The 18,173-nt window shown below is 70.0% G+C and carries 9 protein-coding genes; 5 read left to right on the top strand and 4 right to left on the bottom strand.

Annotated features, from left to right (window positions below; genetic code table 11):
• Window positions 1–222 precede the first annotated feature (222 nt).
• Complete coding sequence (locus AB0H43_RS16685) at window positions 223–1,797, bottom strand: ABC-F family ATP-binding cassette domain-containing protein (protein WP_360000222.1); 1,575 nt, start codon at window positions 1,795–1,797, stop codon at window positions 223–225.
• Window positions 1,798–2,283: 486 nt separating this feature from the next.
• Here AB0H43_RS16685 and AB0H43_RS16680 point away from each other — a divergent pair, with 486 nt between their 5' ends.
• From AB0H43_RS16680 to AB0H43_RS16670, 3 genes are read left to right on the top strand one after another with little or no spacing between them, the layout of a single operon-like run.
• Window positions 2,284–2,925 carry a hypothetical protein gene (locus AB0H43_RS16680; protein WP_360000221.1) on the top strand — a complete coding sequence of 214 codons (642 nt, stop codon included), beginning with the start codon at window positions 2,284–2,286 and terminating at the stop codon, window positions 2,923–2,925.
• On the top strand, window positions 2,922–3,323 hold the full coding sequence (locus tag AB0H43_RS16675) for a hypothetical protein (RefSeq protein ID WP_360000220.1): 402 nt from the start codon (window positions 2,922–2,924) through the stop codon (window positions 3,321–3,323). Before AB0H43_RS16680 ends, AB0H43_RS16675 begins: the two co-directional genes overlap by 4 nt.
• A complete protein-coding gene (locus AB0H43_RS16670; protein ID WP_360000219.1) occupies window positions 3,320–4,096 on the top strand; it encodes a hypothetical protein in 777 nt (258 codons plus the stop codon). The genes AB0H43_RS16675 and AB0H43_RS16670 overlap by 4 nt, the downstream gene beginning before the upstream one ends.
• Window positions 4,097–4,142: 46 nt before the next feature.
• Here the strand turns inward: AB0H43_RS16670 and AB0H43_RS16665 are convergent, their stop codons facing one another.
• The 3 genes from AB0H43_RS16665 to AB0H43_RS16655 all read right to left on the bottom strand — a co-directional run bounded on the left by AB0H43_RS16665 (window position 4,143) and on the right by AB0H43_RS16655 (window position 6,307).
• A complete protein-coding gene (locus AB0H43_RS16665) occupies window positions 4,143–5,438 on the bottom strand; it encodes a hypothetical protein (protein WP_360000218.1) in 1,296 nt (431 codons plus the stop codon).
• On the bottom strand, window positions 5,435–5,941 hold the full coding sequence (locus AB0H43_RS16660; RefSeq protein WP_360000217.1) for a SigE family RNA polymerase sigma factor: 507 nt from the start codon (window positions 5,939–5,941) through the stop codon (window positions 5,435–5,437). Before AB0H43_RS16660 ends, AB0H43_RS16665 begins: the two co-directional genes overlap by 4 nt.
• 120 nt (window positions 5,942–6,061) lie before the next feature.
• Window positions 6,062–6,307, bottom strand: coding sequence for a DUF6458 family protein (locus AB0H43_RS16655; RefSeq protein ID WP_360000216.1), 246 nt, complete (start codon window positions 6,305–6,307; stop codon window positions 6,062–6,064).
• A 283-nt stretch (window positions 6,308–6,590) separates the two neighbouring features.
• On the opposite strand from AB0H43_RS16655, the gene AB0H43_RS16650 reads away from it, so the two are divergent.
• Window positions 6,591–16,172, top strand: coding sequence for a hypothetical protein (locus AB0H43_RS16650; RefSeq protein ID WP_360000215.1), 9,582 nt, complete (start codon window positions 6,591–6,593; stop codon window positions 16,170–16,172).
• Between the two features lie 60 nt (window positions 16,173–16,232).
• The gene (locus AB0H43_RS16645) at window positions 16,233–18,167 is read left to right on the top strand and encodes a M14 family zinc carboxypeptidase (RefSeq protein WP_360000214.1); all 1,935 of its coding nucleotides are present in this window, start codon (window positions 16,233–16,235) and stop codon (window positions 18,165–18,167) included.
• Window positions 18,168–18,173: the final 6 nt, after the last annotated feature.

The raw sequence follows: 18,173 nt of genomic DNA, 5'->3' as shown, positions 1-18,173 counted from the left end.
TCTCACGTATTACCCCTTTTCCGTCCCAGCCTGATCTCGCCGTGCGGGAAATGCCGTTGTACGTTTTCGGCCATAAAAACCCCGACAGCGACAGCCGGGTCGAATCTTGCCCTAAGATTCGACCCGGAACCCTGATCCAGCGCCCACGGGAGTGCGCCCACGGGAGCGCCCACGGGAGAGCGCCCAAGCGGGAGGGCCCAAGGGGGCGGCGATCAGTGGGTGTTACGCGGGGAGCGTGACCCGGCGGGTGATCCCGATGGACTCCAGGAACGGTTCATCGTGGCTGGCCACGACGAGCGCCCCACGATAGGCCTCCAACGCCTGCGACAGCTGCCGCACACTGGTCAGGTCCAGGTTGTTCGTCGGCTCGTCCAGCAACAGCAGTTGCGGCGCGGGCTCGGCGAGCAGCAGCGCGGCGAGCGTCGCGCGGAAGCGCTCACCGCCGGAGAGCGTACCGGCGATCTGGTCGGCTCGCGCTCCGCGGAACAGGAATCGAGCCAGCCGCGCCCGGATCTGGTTCGGAGTGGCGTCCGGTGCGACGCGGGCCACGTTCTCCGCGATCGTCAGCCGGTCGTCGAGCAGGTCGAGACGCTGCGGCAGGTAGCGCATCGGCACCGCGGCCACCACCGAACCCTCGGCCGGAGCCAGGGCACCGGTCACCGTTTTGAGCAATGTGGACTTCCCGGCGCCGTTCGCGCCGACCAGTCCGATCCGCTCCGGTCCGCGTATCACCAGATCGACGTGATGGCCCACGTGCGCGAGCCGGGCCTGGACAGTGAGGACGGTGCGCCCGGCCGGCACCTCGGTGGCCGGGAGGTCGACGCGGATGGCGTCGTCCTCGCGGACCGCGTCCTCCGCCACGACCAGACGTTCGCGAGCCTGCTCAAGTTTGTCCTGGTGCATGGTCTTGTGCTTGCCCGCGGACACCTGCGCCGCGCGTTTGCGGTTGCCCATCACGATCTTCGGCTCCCGCTTCTGGTCGTACATCTTCTGGCCGTAGCGGACCCGCCGGTCGAGCTTGGTCTGCGCGTCGATCAGCTCGCGGCGCTGGCGCCGCACATCCGCCTCGGCCGCCCGCACCAGCCGCTCGGCCGCCTCCTGCTCGGCCGCGACCGCGGCCTCGTAGTCGCTGAACCCGCCGCCGTAGAACCGGACCTCGCCGTCGCGCAGCTCGGCGATCTGGTCCACCAGCTCCAGCAAGGCCCGATCGTGGCTGACCACCACGAGCACTCCCGGCCACGCGGTGACCGCTTCATACAGACGTGTACGCGCAGCGCTGTCCAGGTTGTTCGTCGGCTCGTCGAGCAACAGCACGTCCGGCCGCCGGACGAGTTGGGCGGCGAGCCCGAGAAGGATCGCCTCCCCGCCGGAGACCTGGCCGATCCGCCGATCGAGATCGACATCGGTCAGCCCGAGCCGATCGAGCACGGCCCGCGCCCGCTCGTCGACGTCCCAGTCGTCGCCGACCGCGGTGAAATGCTCCACATCGGTCTCGCCGCGTTCGATCGCCTGCAGGGCTCGCCGGGTCGCGGCGATGCCGAGCAGTTCGTCCACCGGCATCTCGGTGTCGAGGGTCAGATCCTGCCGCAGATAGCCGAGGCTGCCCGCGACGTGGACAGAGCCCGCGGCCGGCTGAAGCACGCCCGCCATCAGGCGCAGCAGCGTCGACTTGCCGGAGCCGTTGAGCCCGACGAGCCCCGTACGCCCGGGGCCGATGGTGAGGGAAAGGGAGTCGAAGACGCGGTCGCCGTCGGGCCAGGCGAAACCGAGATCTTGGACGACAAGGGAACTAGGCACGAGGCGGCTCCACGGTGGTCGATCCGAAGGGGGACACGGAGAGACACCACGAACGGGAGAGGGCCTGAAAAAGGCCGGCTCGCGAGGGCGGGCGATCTGGATCGGCGCACGACTCGACGTCGTGGTGTCTCGATCTCAGATCAGCACTGAACGCACTCCTCGGCCGGCAACAGAACCTGATCATTTTAGCCCGCCGATCTTCCCGGCCGCCAGCACTTTTCCGCTTGTGTGCCCCAGCGCACGCTCCCGCTTGCCTTCCTCGCACCCGCGCCTTCCCCGCGCGCCGCCCTCTCGCGTGATCATTGCGCCAGCCACGTCGTTTCGGGCGGCGATTTGTCCGCTGAAACAGCATGGCTGGCGCAATGATCACGACGCGGCCCGGTCTGCCTGCGGATTCAAGGTTTCTGCAAGAGGGATGCAAGTCGGCGCTGCCACGCTGGGCGGCGTCTAGTTCGGGGTCGCGAAGATCATTCTGGGGGAGCAGACATGTATGGAGAAGGCCGCGATCGCTGGCGGTTGAGAGAGATCGCCTTCGGCGTCGACCGCGCCCAGCAGCGTCAGGCGGCGTTGGCCGAGCTGGCTGAGGCCGGAGGGCGCGACTATCGGGCCCCGGCCACCGAAGAGGCCGGGGACGAGGGCGGCACCGTTCGAGTGTCCGTCGATCAGACCGGCGCGGTCGTCGACGTTCACATCAGATCGGATTGGCGCGACCGGATCGGCGTGGGGGGTCTGGGCCCGGCGTTGCTGGAGGCACGCCAAAACGCGGTCGGCGCTATGGCGCGTGCGCTGATCCTGGCCGGCCTGGCCGAGCGCGAGCGGGTGGCGGCCGACGGTCCCGACTGGCGACCGGTGCCCTACGTCGAGCCGATGACCATCGAGGAGGTGTGGCAGCGCCTGTCGGACCATGAGGACCAGCTCTATCGGCGGCGGAAGGCGGCCCGGGCCGCCGAGAACCACGCGCGGCCGGTCGGCGGTCTGCTGAGTCTGTTCAGCGGCAGATGCGCCGGGGGCCGTCTGGTCGGCATCACGGCGGAGCCGATGCGGATTCAGCAGGCCGACACCGAACAACTGCGGCACGCGGCGCTGGACCTGTTCCGCCAGGCCGAAAGCATCGAGGTAGCAACGTGACCGGGCCTGCGACTACCGAGGTCGTCACCGACAACGTCCGGCTGGAGGCCGACAAGTGGCGTGACCTGTCCGACCAGATGTCGGCGGTCTACGCGAACCCGGTGGGCAACGACGGGCTGAAGCTCGGCGTCTCCGCCTTCTTCATCGGGCCGACTGAGCTCATTTCCACGGCGCTGCACTCCTCGGCTTACAACGGGTTCTACGCCGAGGTCCAGGCCCTGGTCAAAGCGGCCGCGACCGAGTGGTTGCAGCTGGGGGAGGCGTTGGACCGGATGGCCGACGCGTTCGACCAGACCGATCAGACGGCGGAGGCCGATCTCGAGGCCGTCTACAGCGAACCGGCCACCAACGGTGTGCAGGGACCTCCGCCGACGGCTCAGCAGGGAGGGCAGCAGTGAGTGGTCCGGGTGAGCCCAGCGGTGATCCGTCGCAGCACACGGACGCGGTCGCGACCGCTGTCCGGCAGATCGAGGAGTTCGGCGACGAGATCGTGGCAGACTTCGGCACTCTTGTCGACCAGTTGGAGGACAACGCCTGGTGGCTGTCGCCGATCATCGGTGCGGCCTCGGTCGCCGCGCTGCTCGAAACGCTCGATCAGATCAAGAACCAGATCGACGAGGTGCTGGACATCGCCGGGGAGGTGCTGGCCCACGACACGCCGGTGATCTCCCTGATCAACATCAGTTTTCACTGGCTGACCGCGGTCAAGCAACCCGTGTCCGGTCTCGTCCCGCAGATCCAGGCGTACGCGACCGAGAACCTCGCCTACTGGGAGGGTGGCACCGCGACCCACTACAAGCAGCAGGTGTTGCCGCCGCAGGTCGGCGCGGCCGGGGAGCTGTCGGCCAAGGCGGGCTTCATCAGCGAGTGGCTCTACGGCATCGCGCAGGCCAACGTCGATTACGTCACCAAGCTGTCCGATGTGATGGCCGGTCTGGCGGGAAAGGTCGCCGAAGCGGCGGTGAAGGCGGGCACCATCATCGACATTCCGTGGGCGATCTCCGACCTGGCGTCGCTGGTCGGCACTCTCGTCGAGACCGAGCTGCGCAACCTGGGCGGCATCGCCCAGCGGATCACGGAGGCCGGCGACAACGTCCGCCAGATCGTGTCCGACCGGGTGGACGAGACGAAGTTCCCCGGCGGGGATTGGCCGCAGGCCGTCCAGGATTGACTCGCCCACGACGAAGGGCCGGCCGCCGGATGGGGCCGGCCCTTCGTCATGCCGGCAGGCGCGGGCCGAACCAGCGGCGCCGGAAGCGGCGATAGAGCACTGCCGCCAGCACGAGCGCCGGTACGGCGACGAGGAGGTACGCCCACCACTGCGCCGCCCATGGCGACGGCCCGATCGCGGGACCGTCGAGGCGGCCGTGTTCCAGCAGGTCACGTGCCCAGGTGCCGCAGCCGTGGCGGCCGACCTGGATCGGCAGCTCCTGTGCCGGCCCCGGCGTGAGGATGATCGACCGGCACGAGTTCTCCGCGTCGCCGGATGTCTGGAGGATCGGCGATCCGTCGCGCCAGGCCACCGCGTCGGGCCAGCCGGTGAACCGGGCGGGTTCGTCGGTGATCCGGCGGCTGGCGAGGTCCAGCCGCTGCAGGTGGAACGTCTGGTCTCCGCAGTACAGCCACCAACCGCACCGCTCGCCGTACGCCAGCAGGACGGACGCGCCGTCCGGGCTGAAGGCGGCGGGTCCGGCCAGCCGCTGCCGGTCGCTGAGCGGCAGGTCGGCCTGCACCGCACCGGTGGCCACGTCGACGACGACGAACCGATAGTCCTTGCCCTCCTTGCCGAGGACCATCGCGATCCGGCTGCCGTCCGGCGAGAACGAAGCGCCCCATGCATTGTCGGTGTCGGCGGTGAGCAGCGTACGCAGTTTCCCGGTCGCGACGTCCACGAGGACGACGTCGTCGGGGTGCGACGGATCGTTGAGCTGCTCGTTGTTCGGCCCGTAGGTGAGGACGCCGTCGTCGCGGTCGATCACGGCGACCGCCGTACGGCTGTCCGGAGCCCAGACCGGGGTGAGGTTCATCGCCCAGATCGGCTGCGACAGCATCCGCACCTGCCCCGTGGTGAGGTCGAGGAGGTTCTGCCGAAGCAGGTAGCGGCCGTCGGGCGACAGGCTGCCCATGTCCTGACCGGGGTTGAGGTAGATGAGGCGGTAGGAGTCGTCCCGTCCGACGAGCACCACCGCTGTCTCGAAGTTGAGGCTGTGCCCAGTGGTGAACGCGAGCTTCACCGGCCCGTTGGGAGCGGCGTCGAAGGTCTGCTGCCACAGATACGGCTCGGCCACCGACTTGGGCAGCACGTCCGGTCCGCCGCCGGCGAAGCCGGTCTCGGTGCGGCCGCGTACGGGGAACCAGGCGAGGGTGGCGACGATCAGCAGGCAGAGGAGGCCGGCGAGGATTCGGCGACGTCGCCGGGTGTGGCGTCCCCGGCGCCACAGGTCGTCGGGCAGGCGTACGCCGGGGGCCGTCTCCGCGGCGTCGTGGAGCGCCTGCGCCAGCCGGGTCGTCATGGGGCCACCTCCTGCAGCTCGGCCAGGTCGGGGGCGAGGACGCGCAGCCGGGCGAGGGCGTCGCGGGTCTGACTCTTGACGGTGCCGACGCCGACCCCGAGCACCGTCGCGGCCTGGGCTTCGGTGAGGTCTTCGAAGTAGCGCAGGACGAGCACCGCCCGCTGCTTCGGGGTGAGTTTGGCCAGGGCCTGCCGGACGGCGACGGTCAGCTCGACGTCGGGGAGCGGCCCGGCGGTGTCGGGGAGCCGGTCGACCGGGACGGGTTCCCGCCGCCATCGTCGCCACCAGGACACGTGCTGGTGGTAGAGGACTCGGCGCACGTACGCGTCCGGGTCGCCGCCGGCCACGATCCGCTCCCACCGGGAGGCGACCTGCACCAGGGTCTGCTGCACGAGGTCTTCGGCGAGGTGGGCGTCGCCGGTGAGCAGGTACGCCGCCCGCGACAGCGCCGCGACACGCGCGTGCACGTAGTCGCGGAACGACTGCTCAGGGCCGGGTGGCATGACGGGCACACTACGAACACGCTCGGAGCCGCCTGGACGGAGGGGGCTTTCCGCTGGAAAACGATGCGGCCGGCGTACTCCCCTCGAGGTACGCCGGCCGCGGTCAGTGAATCGGCCTCGTCACCGGACCGGCGGCGGAACGTCCGAGCGCTCCTCGACCCGGTGGTACTCGACCGGCTCCTCGGCCACCGTGGTCCGCGACCGACGGTTGCTCCAGAAGATGGACGTGATGACCAGGCCCAGGGCGCCGGCCGCCATGAGGATCCAGCCGACGGCGTCGAGATCGATTCCGGCGATGCTGACATTCAGCGCGAAGGTCAGGATCGCGCCGACGGCGAGCAGGAAGATGCTGGCACCGATACCCACGACGCACTCCTCTCTTTGCGAACGGCCCCCGTGCTCGCCGACCGATACCCAGTCAGCCGGAGATTGACACCTGACCAGTTCGACCGCGCCGTCCGTTCGCGGAGAGTAGCCGTGACAGAGAGTGGTCCGAACGTCGCGTTCTGCTGTCTCGCATCCGACATGGAGCTGGCTCCCAGTGACGCCCCGATGATCTGATCCGCCGAAGGCATATACATGCCTCACTACTTCATTGATCGGCCTCAGTGGACAGTCCTGACGGCCGCGGTGCGATCGGACGGTCGACATGGGGATGGGGAGATCCCGGCTGACCAGCGCCCTCAGGGCAGTGCTGGCGCTGGTTCTGGTGACTCCGGTGGCGGTGGTGGTGACCGGCGCGCCCGCGCACGCCGATCCGCCGACCTGGGAGACGGGCCTCCGGCAGGTCGTGACGGACACGGCCGGCTGGGCGAACGGCCTGAGCAAGGTGGGGCAGCTGGCTCAGCCGCTGCCCATGCTCGGCGTCAGCGCCGGGTCGCTCGTGGACGCCGATCACCTCGTGCAGGCGGCGTCGGACGGGCTGACCGCGTACGGGCTGACCAACAGCGACCGCGATCTCGGCGGTGGCGTGCGCCTGACGAGCACCGTCACGGAGACCAACGGGGTCCACGAACTGGATCTCCAGCTCTCCGCCAAGCGCGAGGTCACCGGGAAGGACTTCGCGGCCGCGGGGATCACCGCCGGGCAGGCCGTCACCGTCACCGGCTGGGCGACGCTGCGGCTCAAGGCCCGCTCCGACGGCACGACCACCTATCTGGTCCGTGACGCCGACGCGCCGCGGCTCGACATCGACGCCGTCGCCCACTTCCGGTCCGATCTGGACAAGGCGACGGCGTCCGTGGGCATCCTGGAGGTCGCGCTCCAGCCGGGCACGACCCTCTCGGCCTCGGCCCACCTGCTGGTACGCCTGAACGACCCGAACGGCGACGGCAAGCTCGCCTTCGGCACCGGCGGTGAACTCAGCTCACCCGGCTCGCTGACCGGCCTGGTCACGGCGGCGTTGGACGGCGCCGGTGGCGGCAAGATCTCCGACGACGCGACGGAGGCCGGGCCGGGCTCGATCGCCGCCACGATCAAGCTCGGGGCGGCCGCGAGCGGCGCACCGGTCGGGCTGCCGAGCCTGGACGCGACCGTCACGGTCAGCTGGCCCGACGTCAGCACCGGCCAGCCGACCATCGGCACGTCGGGGCTGGACGGCACGATCGCCAAGTTCAAGAACATGAGCCCGCTCGACTTGGCGGCGGGGCTGGCTCAGCTCGCCACGTTCCTGTCGGGTGTGCAGGGCAGCAAGGCGGCGGGCAATCTCAACCTGCCGTTCCTGCGCGGCACGTACGCCGACGCGGTCGCGGTCAACGAGAAGGTCACGGCGTTCCTCAAGAAGCACACCTACCCCAAACCGGAGGACCCCGACTTCGTCCCCGGCACCGACGACCCGGCCCGGGCCGGTCAGCCCCGGTTCACCTCGCTGCAGCAGTTGCTGAAGCTCCTGTCGGACGAAGGGCTGCTCGGGTCGACGCCGATGTCGTTCGCCGACGACAAGCTCGCCTTCTCGCTGGCGTTGGCGCGTACGCCCGGCTCGGCGATCGCGCTGGACCCGGGTGCGGCGAGCGTCTCGGGCAAGGGCGCGACGTTCACCCCGAGTGGATTCTCCGTGCCCACCAACCGGTTCACCCCGGGGGCGTTGAAGGGCCAGCGGGTGGTGGCCGGCACCTCGGCCGGAACCGTGCAGGACAACACGGCGACGACGGTGACGCTGACCGGCGAGTGGATCGGCGGCCGTCCCGGTGACGACAGCAGCTGGGTCATCAGCAGTTCCGACCCGCACATCGGCGCCGTGCAACTCGGCGACTCGTTCACCCAGACGCTGGACGACGGCAAGAAGACCGGTCTGCGTACGGCGAACGCGCAGGCGAGCCTGGCGCAGGTCAAGCCGGCCTACACCGCCGCGATCACGCTGGTCCTCGACCTGCGGGACAACGTCGGCGACGCCACCGCGAACGCCGACCGGGTGCTGCTGCGGACCGACCCGAACACTCCGCTGTTCACCGCCGACTTCCCGATCACCTCGGCGATCGACTTCTACACCAAGGTCGGCTTCCTCAAGGTACGCGTGAACGGCTCGCTCGCCGTCGGCAAGGCCGCCGCCGCGCCCGCCATGCTGAGCGTGAAGTTCAAGCAGGCCCAGGATCTCAGCCTGGGCGCGCTGTTCCAGAAGCTCCAGGCGGATCCGGCCGGCCTGCTCAACGTCACCTCGTCGGTACGCACCAGTGGATCGGTACGGCTGACCGTGCCGGGCGACACCGGCGTCCTCGGCGAGGGCATCAGCGCGACGTTCAGCCAGACCGCCGGCGGCGATCCGGTGATCAACGCGACCAACCTCGACGGGCTCTACTCGCTCGACTTCAACCCCGACGACCCGAACGCGTTGTTCGGGACGGTCGTCGAGGCGATCAAGCTGATCAACCAGGCGCTGGCTGCGGCCAACGGCGGCAGCGGCATCATGGATCAGAAGATCCCGCTGCTCGGCAAGTCGCCCCGGGAGATGATGGGCAGCGACGAGAGCGGCGTCGGCACCTCGGTCAGCTACACCGCCGAGAACTCCAACTTCCTGCTGAAGGACACCAGCCGGGACGCGACCTCCAAGTTCCCGCTGCGTCTCAAGGACCGCACCGTCGTCATCGGGACGAAGGCGTACCGGATTCTCGACGTCGTCGACGACCAGACCCTGCGGATCGCGGCGGCCGGGTCGGCGACGCCGGAGGCCGGGGCCGCGTACGCCGTCCGCCCGGAACTGGCCGAGGCGGTCGACCGGCTGCTGGCCAATCCGCCGGAGACCCTGCAGGACGCGCTCGACATGGTCAACAAGACCATCGGCGAGGGCAGCGGCCTGAGCTTCGCCCTCGATCAGCGGGAGGGTGGCCCATACCTGCGTATCGGGCTGGACTGGAAGCGCAAGTTCCACACCGGTACGCCGCTGACCTTCGCCTGGTCGGGCGCGGGCGACCTGGTCAGCCTCGACTCGTCGGGCACGGTGGCGCTGGACGTCACCGGCGAGGCGAGCCTCGGCCTGCTGCTGCCGTTGACCCTGGACGCGGCCCCGCTGCTCGACCACTCCTCGCACGCCGGGGTGACTGTGTCGGTCGCGGCCGACCAGGTGGCGCTGGCCGCGAGGGTCGGCCCGTTGGCGCTGGACCTCGGTAAGCCGGGCGACTACGCGAGCGTCCAGGGCAACTTGAAGGTCGGCCTGACGACCGGCGGGGACGAGGACAAGCCCGTACTGGACGGCTTCCTCGGCCTCAGCCCGGAGCTGACCACCGACGGCGTGGACTGCGGCAGCGGCGTGGGCGGCGCGAACGTCGCGCTGTGCGCCCGGGCGCCCATCTTCCTGAACGACTGCGACCCGCCCGCGGGCAGCAACGTGCTGTCGCTGACGGCGACCAAGGACTTCGACCTGACGCCGCAGCTGCCCGACCTCGGGCCCTGCCTGGAGAGCCTGGTGCTGAAGCTGACCGACTTCAACGTCGGCATCGACGGCTACCTGGCCAAGCTGGAGGAGGCGCTCCGGCTGGCGAGCTTCGACGGCAAACTGCCGTTGGTCGGTGACGATCTCCAGCAAGGGCAGCGCTTCATCCACCAGTTGCGCGAGGACATCAAGGCGGCCATCGGCCCGGTGCTCGCCAACGCGCCCGCCAACAGCGACGGCCTGGACACCGCGTTGACCGCCGCGATGCAGCAACTCGATCCGGCGCTCGCCGTCGACGTCGCGTGCCGTCAGGGCGTAGCGGAACCCTGCTCGCTCGCCGAGGTGCAGTCCGTCCGCATCCAGCTCACCACGCAGCGCGGTAATCCGTCCGCTGTGGACGGCTGCGCCGGATCGGACTGCCTGGGCACCGACGTCCCGCTGGATCTGGGCGTACCCGGGCTGGCGCTGAAGGCGAAGAAGGGCGACACCGGCGGCGTACACGTCGCGCTCGGCTGGAAGCTGCACCTCGACCTGGTCCTCGACCGGACCGAGGGCTTCTACGTGGCCACGCACTCGGGCAACGACCTGTCGCCCGAGCTGCAGATCGGCGCCAAGTTCGACGCCGACGACCTGGAGGCGCAGCTCGCGTTCATCCAGGTGCTCGCCGAGAAGAAGTCGGCCGCGCCGCTGGCGAGCGCGTACTTCGCGATCGACCTGTTGGGTTCGGCGGGCGAGGAGAGCTGCTTCGCGGCGAGCCCGTGCACCGCCGACGCGAACGCCAAGCTGACCCTGGCCGAGCTGGGCGACCTCGGCTCGCTGATGAAGACCAACCTTACGGCGACGATCGCCATCGACTGGCAGCTCACCGCCAAGGTCGATCCGAGCACGGAGGTCGGCTCGGCGTTGCCGGGCATCAGCGCCCGGTTCAAGCTGGGCTGGGGGATCAGCAACCACACCGGCGAGCTGGTGCCGGGGAACCTGAACATCGAGTTCTCCGACATCGCCCTGGACGCGGGCGCGTTCTTCAGCAAGATCCTGAAGCCGGTCCTGGACAAGGTGAAGTCCGTGACCGGGCCGCTCCAGCCGGTCATCGACACCCTGTACGCCCCGATCCCGGTCCTGTCCGACCTCTCCAAGGCGGCCGGTGGACCCGACATCACCCTGATCTGGCTGGCGAAGACGTTCAGCACCCTCAACGGCGGCCCGAACCTGGAGTTCGTGGACACCGTCCGGGCGGTGATCGACTTCATCAACCACGTTCCCGACTGCACGACGAGCTGCAAGATTCCGCTCGGCGCCTTCTTCGTCAACCCGGCGAAGGCACTGACGACCCTGGCCTCCCCGGCGTCGGCGGCGAGTCTGATCGACAACCCGCAGCCGGTCAGCGCGCAAGAGGTCAAGTCCAAGGTGGACGGGGCCTCCAACGGCGCGAAGCTGTTCGACGCCCCGGCCGGTCAGAAGAGCAACGCGGCGAAGATCGGCTTCACCTTCCCGATCTTCGACAACCCCGGGTCGCTGTTCGGCCTGCTGCTGGGCCAGGACGTCGAGCTGGTCGGGTTCGACTCCGGCCCGCTGGAGCTCGGCTTCTCCTGGCGGCAGTCGTTCGGCCCGGTGTACGCGCCGCCGCCGGTGATGATCACGCTGTCCGGCAGCGCCTCGGTGACCGCCCGCTTCATCGCCGGGCTGGACACCAAGGGGATCCGGCACGCGATCGAGGCGGCGACCAACGGCACCGCGGTCAACGCCGTGAGCCTGCTCGACGGGCTGTACTTCAAGACGACCGACGCCAACGGCGTGACCGTCCCGGTCGTGACCCTGCGTGGGGAGATCGCGGCGGGAGCCGAGGTCACCTTGCTCATCGTGAAGGCCGGGATCGAGGGCGGCGTACGCCTGACGGTCGGGTTCGCCTGGAACGATCCGGACAACGACGGGAAGTTCCGCCTCAGCGAATTCCTGCAGGCGCTGCTGACCAACCCGATCTGCCTGTTCACCACCAGCGGCCAGCTGTCGGTGTTCCTGCGGGTCTACATCACCATCGATCTGTTCCTGTTCTCCAAGACGTGGAGCTTCACGCTGGTCAACGCGGTCCTGCTGGACTTCCGCGCCCAGCCCGACTGCTCGCCGCCACCACCGGAACTAGGTGGCGTCAGCGGGGACACCCTGGTCGTCTTCGCGGGCAAGTTCGGCAAGTCGGCCCAGCGCGGGCACTCCGCCTGGGACAACACCGCCGGCACCTACCCCGGTGACGTGGTCAAGGTGTACGCGTTGCACTACGCCGACGCCAACGAGCCAGGCGGCAGCGACGACTTCGACGGATTCGCAGTCGAGGCGCTGGGGCGTACGCAGCAGTTCCTGGACCCGAATTTGAAGCGGGTGGTCGTCGACGGCCGGGGCTACTCGGTCAGCGACGCCGACAAGACCGCGATGTCCGTGATCTTCCTCGGGGACGGCGACCCGTCCGGCAACGGCACGGCGTCCCCGTTCGACAAGACCGCCGTCGTCTTCGGCTCGGACGGCAAGGATCAGATCCGCACCGGCACCGGTCCGGCGTACGTGGACGGCGGTCCCGGCGACGACACCATCGTCACCGCCGAGGCTCCCGGCGCGACCGCCTGGGTCGCCGGCGGCGGCGGCAACGACGCCATCACCACGGGTGACGGTACCGGCACGGTCGCCGGGGACAACGGTCTCGGCTACACCACCCAGGACGTGACGGCGGGCGGCAAGACCCTCACCGGCGTCGTGAACTGGACGAGCCTGACCCCGCCCGCCGAGGACCCCGACGGTGGGTCTGGTGTGGACACGATCACGGTCGGCCACGGCGGCAACACCGTCTACGGCAACGGCGGTGACGACACGCTGGCCGCCATGGTCGACGACGCCAAGGCCAACGGCACCAACGTCATGGTCGGCGGCGCCGGCTCCGACAGCGTCAACGGCGGCAACGGCCCGGACAAGATCTACACGTACGCGCAAGGCGTACCGGCCGATCCGGACGCCGACGGCGTGGGTGACACGGGTCTGACGAACATGGTGGACACCGGCGGCGGTCAGGACGAGGTTTACGGCAGTGCGGGCGTCGACCTGGTCGTCTCCCACTCCGCCAACGGCGAGTCCGGCACGATCAACGGGTACGGCGCGAACGACGTCCTGATCGGCGGCTACGGCACCGACCAGATCTTCGGCGGTCCCGGTGACGACTACCTCGTCGCCGAGCCCTCCGACGTGGGCGCGCCGGACGGCACCGACGGCTACGGTCCGTTCCGCCCGGTCACCCACCACCCGTTGCCCGCCGGTACGCAGTCGCAGACCAAGCTGCTCGTCGGCGGCCTGGGCAGCGACCACATCATCGGCGGCGACGGCGGCGCGACGATCTTCGGCGACAAGCACCTGACCGCCGAGGCGTGCGCCGACAGCGCCACCTTCGCCCAGCCGGTTCCCGCCGTGCAGGGCTCGGCCGACCTGATCCTCGGCGGGGCCGGGGTGGAGGTCGTGACCGCCGGTGGCGGCGACGACCGCGCTGATCTGGGCAGCGGTGCCGACCGGGCCTGTGGCCAGCTCGGCGACGACATCCTCGCCCTCGGCGGGGACGACGACAAGGCGTGGGGCGGCGACGGCGTCGACCAGGTCTTCGGCGACGCCGGACTCGACACCGTCTACGGCAACGCCGGGAACGACGGCCTGTACGGCGGCGGCGACGTCGACACCGTGGAGGGCAACGACGGCGGCGACCAGATCTACGGCGGCGACGGCGCGGACATCCTCTACGGCGGAAGCCGGGCCGCGGGCGAGACCGACCAGGGCGCCGACTACGTCTACGGCGAGGAGGGAGCGGACCGGATCGTCGGGGACAACGGCACTCCGGCCGACGGCGACTCCGGGGCGTACCCGCTGGATCTGAACGGGACCACCCCGGCCGCCGGAGCGGGCGACGTGCTGCACGGCGGCGCGCAGGACGACCGGATCTACGGCGGCCTCGGCGACGACCTGGTCACCGGCGACGGCGACCAGGACCAGATCGAGGGCAACAACGGCGCGGACACGGTCAGCGGCGGCGACGGCGACGACCAGATCATCGGCGGGTCCTCGGAGGAGGCCTCGGCCGGAGTGGGCCGTCCCGACGGCTCCGACATCCTGGTCGGTGACGCGGACGACGACCTGATCGCCGGGGACAACGCGAAGTTCACCGATGGCACGGTCGCCCGGATCGTGGCCGGGCGAGCGGTTCCGCAGCGCGCGATCACGCTGCTCGACCTGGGTCTGAACCCGGTGGCGGGCACGAGCGCAGGTGACTACGTGGCCGGGCTCGGCTCCGACGACGTCCTGCTCGGGCAGGGCGGACCGGACCGCGTTCTCGGCGGCGCGGGCGCGGACTACGCCGAAGGCGGGCCGGGTAGTGACTGGGTCGAGGGCGACCTCGGCGACGACGACCTGGTCGGCGGCTCCTCTACTGTGGACAACGCGGTCAGCGGAACCGGTCAGCCGGACGCGGCGGACGCCCTCTTCGGCGGGCCGAACTCCGACGTGATCCTCGGCGACAACGGCGCGATCCTGCGCCCGTTGGCCGGGGAACCGGCGGCAGCGGTGACGGCGCGGCTCGCCGCCGACGGCTCGGCGTACCTGCCGAGGGTCATCTCGCTGCTCGACCGGGGCAACGCCGACCCGCTGCGCCACGGCGGCGACCGGATCAGCGGCGGCGACGGCGTCGACCTCGCGTACGGGCAGGACGGTGACGACGCCCTCACTGGTGACGGCGACGCCGACTACCTCGAGGGCAACGGCGGGGTCGACACGCTGCGCGGCGACCTCCCGCTGGGGGCGGCCGGGCACAGCACGGTCACTCCGCTGCCGGTGCAGCCGTGGCCGGGTGCCGCCGGTCCGGCGGGCGACCTCGTCGGCACCGGTACGCCCGACGGTCAGGACGACCTGATCGGCGGCAGTTCGGCGGCCGGCTTCCGGGACGGGGCCGACGTGGTGGAGGGCGACGGCGGCGACGACGTCATCCTCGGCGACAACGGATCGCTGCTCCGGACGGTCCTCGACGGCAAGGAGAAGGTGTACGCCGAGCGTTACGCGACCGGCGCGGACCTGACCAACGCCACGGTGGTGCGTACGCATGACCCGGCGTTGCCCGGCCCGTCCACCCGGTTCTGCACCACCGCGCAGGCGACCTGCGAGCCGAACGGCGCCTGGGGCGCCGACCAGCTCTACGGCGACGGCGGGAACGACGGGATCTGGGGCCAGGACGGCGACGACACCGTCTGGGGCGGCTCCGGTGACGACGACCTGTTCGGCGAACTCGGCTCGGACACGATCTACGGCGAGGCCGGTGAGGACGCCATCGTCGGCGACCGCGGCGGCCTGATGAACCAGTACCTCAACGCCGACGACGTGGCCACGCTCGGATTCACGATGACGCTGTCCAGCGTTCCGCAGGAGACGTTCACCGGTTTCCGCCTCGGCGCGTACGACCGGCGGGCGGACCTGCGGCACGACACCGACGGCGACGTCTGGATCGGCTCGCCGACGGACCCGGCGATGCCGCACAACGGTCTGACCGAGGGCGGCTTCGACCTGATCCGCGGTGGTTCGGGCAACGACGACATCCACGGCGGCTGGGGTGACGACGTCATCAACGGCGACAGCGGCGGCGACGACATCTTCGGGGCGGCGGGCTCGGACGTCCTCTGGGGCGGCAAGGGCTGCGACCCGGTCCTCGACGCGGCCACGCCGGACTGCCTGGTCAACGGGGTCTTCACCGCGTCGGCGCGGGGCACGGACGACCGCTTCGTGGACCACGTCTTCGGCGGTTCGGGCGAGAGCCTGGACGAGGGCTTCGGCTCCGACGTGCTCGACGTGAAGCCGCGCGGCGTCTTCGCCGACTGCCAGCCGGGCCGGTGGCCGACCGAGGTCAACGGCGTCACCCGGGACCCGTGCCTGTGGTTCCAGTGGACGAACATGACCGACGCGTCGGACGCCGACAACCAGCACCACCAGGGCACCGACTGGATCTACGGCGGCTGGGACCGCGACGTCCTGGAGGCGGACGTGGCGCAGAACGGGCCGAGCGCCGGTGACCGGCTGCTCGACTGGAACGGCGCCTACAACCTCTACCTCCACTGCAACGCGGCCTACGGCGGCTACAACGACGTCCGCCAGCACAGCCCCGCGATGCAGGACTTCATCACCCGGCTGGCCTGGGCGTCCGGCGCCGGGCGTACCGCGGCCGACATCGGCACGGTGGGCACGTCCGCCTTCGGCGAACTCGCCTTCACCTACGTCGACGACACCGGCGACCACGGGGCGGGCAAGGCGTACCCGGGCTCGCCGGGCCACTTCTCCGACCCGGTCTCCTGCACCGACTGACCCTCACGGCCGGTGGGCGACCCCGCCCACCGGCCACCCCACCCCTCGCGGAGGTAATCCATGCGGCGACGAGTCGCGTCCGCCCTGTCGGTGCTCGCTCTGGGCGCCGCGTTCAGCCTGTTCAGCACGCCCGCGGAGGGCGCGGCGCCCGCGCAGGCCTATCGTGTACGCGGCCTGGAGCCAGGCCAGGAACTGCTGCTCGACCGGGCCGGAGCCGTCATCACCGACGTAGACGAAGGCGCGGTCTACGTCCAGGCCCGGCCGGACCAGGCGGCCAAGCTGCGCAAGCAGGGGCTCAAAGTGGACGACATGTCGGCGGCCACCCTGGCCGCCACGTTCGGCCCGGTCGACCCCGGTTACACCGACTACTCGGAGACGAAGGCAGAGGTGAGCCGGCTCGTCGGCCTCTATCCGACGCTGGCCTCGCAGCAGGTCATCGGGAAGTCCTATGAGGGCAAGGACATCGTGGCCCTCAAGATCTCCGACAACGTGGGAGCGGACGAGTCCGAGCCGGAGATGCTGTTCACGGCGAACCAGCACGCCCGCGAGCACCTCACCGTGGAGATGGCGCTGTATCTCGCGAACATGCTGCTCAACGACTACGGCAGCGATCCGGCGATCACGAAGATCGTGGACAACCGCGAGATCTGGATCGTGCCGATGGTCAATCCGGACGGCGCCCAGTACGACGTCGACAGCGGTGATTATCTGATGTGGCGCAAGAATCGGCAGCCCAACAGCGGTTCCACCGAGATCGGCACGGACCTCAACCGCAACTGGGGCTACAAGTGGGGCTGCTGCGCCGGCTCGTCCGGGGTCAAGTCGAAGGACACCTATCGGGGGTCGGCGGCCTTCTCGGCCAAGGAGACCCAGGTGATCCGGGACTTCGTGCTGAGCCGCCGGGTCGGCGGGACCCAGCAGATCACCGAGCACCTCGACATCCACACCTACTCGCAGCTCGTCCTGTGGCCCTTCGGCTACACCACGAGCACGGTCGTCGGTCCGATGACCGCCGACGCGTACGCCGCGCATCGCGCGATCGGCACCGAGATGGCCGATCTCAACGGGTACTGGCCGGGCCAGGCGAGCGGCCTCTACATCGCCGACGGCATCATCAACGACTGGATGTGGGCCGATCAGAAGATCTTCAGCTTCACCTTCGAGATGTACCCGAAGCGGTCGGACCTGTTCGAGCAGTTCTACCCGCCCGCGTCGGTGATCCCGGCACAGACCAGCCGCAACCGGCAGGCCCTGATCCGGCTCGCCCAGTACGCCGACTGCCCGTACCGGTCGGTCTCGAAGGAGAACACGTACTGCCCGGTGGCCGACGACTACACCCTGACGGTCCCCGGAGCGACTTACGTGGTGGCGCAGGGCGGCACGGTCAGCACGACCATCGCGGCGACCAAGACGACCGGCGTGAACCAACTGGTCTCGCTGACCGCCACCGGAGCGCCGGCCGGGATGACGCCGATCTTCGGGCTGGGCTCGATCCCCACCGACGGATCGGCGCAGGCGATCTCGTTCTCCACCGCGGCGACCACCACTCCGGGCGAGTACACCATCGTCGTCCGGGGTGAGGGGACAGCGGGGACGGTACGCACAGCGCCGGTCACCGTCATGGTCACCGGATCGGCGGCTTGCCAGGGCTCGAACGCGACCGACGTCGCCATCCCCGACGACGGCACCGCTGTGACCAGCTCGCTCACCATCGCCGGGTGCGGGAGCCTGGCCAGCCCCATGGCCAACGCGACCGCGCGGCTGGAGGTCCACATCGCCCACACGAACATCGGCGATCTGCAACTCCGGCTGGTCGGACCGGGCGGCGGGGTGCTGATCCACGATCGCGACGGCGCCGACATGAACAACATCGACAAGATCTACACGCTTGATCTGTCCGGCCAGGTCGCGGACGGGACGTGGTCGCTGGAGGCGACCGACCTGGAGAGCGGCGCCACCGGAAAGATCGACTCCTGGACGCTGACCCTGAAGTAGGTCAGC

This window comes from Hamadaea sp. NPDC050747, from assembly GCF_040654195.1.
Taxonomy (GTDB): domain Bacteria; phylum Actinomycetota; class Actinomycetes; order Mycobacteriales; family Micromonosporaceae; genus Hamadaea.
The sequence above is the reverse complement of the archived record's forward strand: the minus strand, read 5'-3'. Positions and strand labels throughout refer to the sequence as shown.